Source organism: Paracoccus halophilus, assembly GCF_000763905.1.
In the GTDB taxonomy this organism is placed as follows: Bacteria; Pseudomonadota; Alphaproteobacteria; order Rhodobacterales; family Rhodobacteraceae; genus Paracoccus; species Paracoccus halophilus.
In genome coordinates this window covers 1-3,110 of sequence record NZ_JRKN01000073.1, presented here as the reverse complement: position 1 = coordinate 3,110, position 3,110 = coordinate 1, and the positions used below count along the sequence as shown (strand labels likewise).

General features: G+C 53.5%; 5 protein-coding genes. All 5 read left to right on the top strand.

What is annotated here, in order from left to right; genetic code table 11:
• The first annotated feature begins 99 nt into the window (after nucleotides 1–99).
• On the top strand, nucleotides 100–603 hold the full coding sequence (locus IT41_RS19020; RefSeq protein ID WP_036744300.1) for a hypothetical protein: 504 nt from the start codon (nucleotides 100–102) through the stop codon (nucleotides 601–603).
• Complete coding sequence (locus tag IT41_RS21155; RefSeq protein WP_139221802.1) at nucleotides 596–1,543, top strand: HNH endonuclease; 948 nt, start codon at nucleotides 596–598, stop codon at nucleotides 1,541–1,543. The genes IT41_RS19020 and IT41_RS21155 overlap by 8 nt, the downstream gene beginning before the upstream one ends.
• Before the next feature lie 5 nt (nucleotides 1,544–1,548).
• The gene (locus IT41_RS21150; RefSeq protein ID WP_074948237.1) at nucleotides 1,549–2,064 is read left to right on the top strand and encodes an SMI1/KNR4 family protein; all 516 of its coding nucleotides are present in this window, start codon (nucleotides 1,549–1,551) and stop codon (nucleotides 2,062–2,064) included.
• Nucleotides 2,061–2,585: an SMI1/KNR4 family protein gene (locus IT41_RS20425; protein ID WP_074948236.1), complete on the top strand. Its 525-nt coding sequence runs from the start codon at nucleotides 2,061–2,063 to the stop codon at nucleotides 2,583–2,585. The genes IT41_RS21150 and IT41_RS20425 overlap by 4 nt, the downstream gene beginning before the upstream one ends.
• Nucleotides 2,582–3,110 (top strand): hypothetical protein (locus IT41_RS21145; protein WP_197056035.1); only part of this gene is annotated, 529 nt, incomplete at its 3' end. The genes IT41_RS20425 and IT41_RS21145, both read left to right, overlap by 4 nt.

Genomic DNA, 3,110 nt, shown 5'->3' with positions numbered 1-3,110 from the left:
CCAGCCAGCGGATGGACCTCGTCGAGACTGGCAAGCCGCTGATGATCAGGCCTGCGGATATCGGCAATGTCATTCAGCCTGCCACTGAGCGAGGATAATATGGTGATCAAGTTTACGAAAGAACAGATGAACTCTGCGCCGATGCCAGATGTGGAGTTCGCCGAATGGTACGTCGATGAAATTTTGAGAACTGAATTCCCCAACTCATTTAGGGAGTTGGGTCGCGTGTCGTGCATGAGGAAGACGAAAAGCGCCCGGCGCTATCTTCCGCATTTTGGCATTACCCGCCCCGATCTGCAGGGACAAATCATGACCGTCATGTGGGCCCTTGGACCGAACTTCTTCGAACATCCTGCCTTCAACAAAATTCTGACCGACAAGCACCTCACACAGGATGAAAAGGTCGATCAGGTTTATAAGGTCTCGGATGAAGATGGCGGGCAAGCCCTTGATCAAGCCGATGACCGATATTGGTATCCCCGCCTGGTGCCCGGGAATATTCTTGGCCTGAAAGCCTATAGCGAGATGACAAAGAAGGAGCTTTGGGAGGAGGATATCGACCCGGAGGACGAGGACCCCTGGAGTATCTTTAAAGATGGGTAACGCGCTAAGCGGGGTAGAAGCGCCTCTTGATGACCCGGGCGTTGTCGCGGCACAATCGCGCCTTGATGACGCATCACGGGTATGGGTCGATGTCGGGATCGAGGCCGGGCTTCTGGTTGCATCCTCCAGCCCGGTTGGTGGTCAGGTCGCCGACGGAATATCGCTGGCGCGGAATGTCGCCGCTGGGAACTATGTTGACGCCATCGTCGATGGAGTGGGATTCGTCCCGGTCTTGGGGGATCTGTTCAAAGGCTTCTTTCGGGGGCGCAAGATCAAACGTGCTGTTGAAGCGGCGGATAAGGCCCTTGATGCCGCTCGAAGCGGTTTGAAACGAGCGCAGGAAATCGCTCGTCGCAGGATTGCTTCGACGCGTTATTGGGATGCAATAAAACGACGTCGCGATGAAATCCTCAAGAAATACGAAAGCTGCAGCAAGGCTCCATGTAGAAAGCAGCGCGACGATGAGTTGCGGGCGATGTATCGAGAGAACGGCGTCAACTTGCCAGCGGAATCGACGGGGACGTGGAAGAACGCAGATGGCACGCCCGCGCCATTGGGCGAAGGCATATTCGTGCCTGATCCCAATGATCCGGTGGGTGCCAAGCTGGCGGATTCGTTGGAATATCACGGTGTGAACGGCGTGCCCTATTCGAACGGCCAACCTGATCTTTCCGGTTTCCCGCCGCCAGGCGCGGCCGGTCCAGATGGTAAGGTCTGGTCTGTCGATATTGAGCAAAGCCTTAGCGGCAGCAGGGACCTAGACAAAAGAGCATCATGGGCCGCTTGGCGGGAGCAGTATGGCGCGGACTTCTCTGACCCCTATGACGGTCATTGGCATCACAGCGGCAACGGATCGACGATGCAGTATGTCGATCAAGATATTCACAGTGCGCTCTCTCATACAGGGGATGCATCCATCAATCAAACGCCGGAGTTTTGAATATAATGCAGATAAACTGGAATCCGAAGTGGCAATTAAAAGATCCTGCGCGAATTAAATTCAATGGTGACGGGACTGTAACTCTCAGGGGGCCGGTTGGAAACGTGAGGTTTCCCGATGACTACAGAGACTTCATGCTTAGGTCAGACGGTGCAGCATTGCAGGATAAAGGTTCATATTTTTTGGCGAGATTTAAGGAAGGTGTGGCGATCTTTGAAATTGAGTGGTTGGGGAGTTTGCGTTCAGTTGGTGGAATGACGTGGGACTATTATATTTATCCGGAGCCAGAGAAACACAAATTACCGCTCGGTTTCATGGGTATTGGATATGCGGAGCCGGCACCAAATGGAGTGGATGTCGTTTTAAATGTTGATACTTCCAGCTTAGATTACGGCAAGGTTTATGCGTGGGTGCGGACCAACGACCCTTGGATGACCGGAAACAATAAGCGTGGCCTCGGCTTTGTCGCCGACAGCTTCACCGAGTTCATGAACAATCTGACCGACAAGAAGAATTTATGAGCATTGTGGGGATAAAGTGGAATCCGGCGTGGCAGCTTGATCCGCCAGCTAAGATTGACATTAACCCGGACGGTACGGTCACTTTTGAGGGGCCTATTGGAGACGTGCTTTTGCCAAGGGACTATATAGAATTTCTTTTGGTATCTGATGGAGCCGCGCTGCGAGATCGTGGTTCATGGTTTCTGGCTCGCTTCAATGATGGAACCTTGCTTGCCGAAATAGAGTGGCTGGGCGGAATCGATAATGCGATGGGCGGGACTTGGAATCTTTACATTTATCCAGAGCCTGAGAAAAATATGGTGCCCGACGGGTTTATTAATATTGGGCATGCCGAGCCAGGGCCTGATGGCATTTATGTACTGTTGAACGTGGATGCCAACAGTCAAGACTATGGCAAGGTCTATGCTTGGATCAACGCCAACGATCCATGGATGATCGGTGACAACACACGTGGCCTTGGCTTCGTCGCCGATAGCTTCACCGAGTTCATGAACAACCTGACCGACCGGAAGAACCTGTGAGCGACAAGGGCGAAGATCAGCATATCTGGCTGACGTCCGTCAGCGAATGGCCTGATGCCATTCGCGATCTTTGCCTGTCTGTTTCTGAGTTTGATGTTGCTCCTGTCGATGCAGCGCTGATGCTTCTGCTTTCAGCGGGTGAGCACGGTGAGGCAAAGGTACGCCGACTTTCCTTTTCTGACGAGTTTCGCTCAGATCTCGATGCAGTTCTGAACCAGTATCCTGATGGTGCGCATCTTCGCCTGAATCTGTGCAGTTTCAAGCGAGGGCCTCGCGCGCCCAGGATTCAGGACGCCGCCGGTTTTGCGGCCGTCCTCGCTCGCCAGAACTACCGCGTGTATTCGGTGCTGAAGGCCAGTGTTGATCGCCATGAGGATATCCAGCTTTTCGCCTTCCCCTGGCACGACATCCCCCTTTGGTCCGAATTCCGCATCTTCATTCGCGACCGCCGCGTCATTGGCATTTCGCAATATCACCATCAGTCGGGCTTTGCCGAGATCCCGGCCAACGAGCGCGCGATCAAGG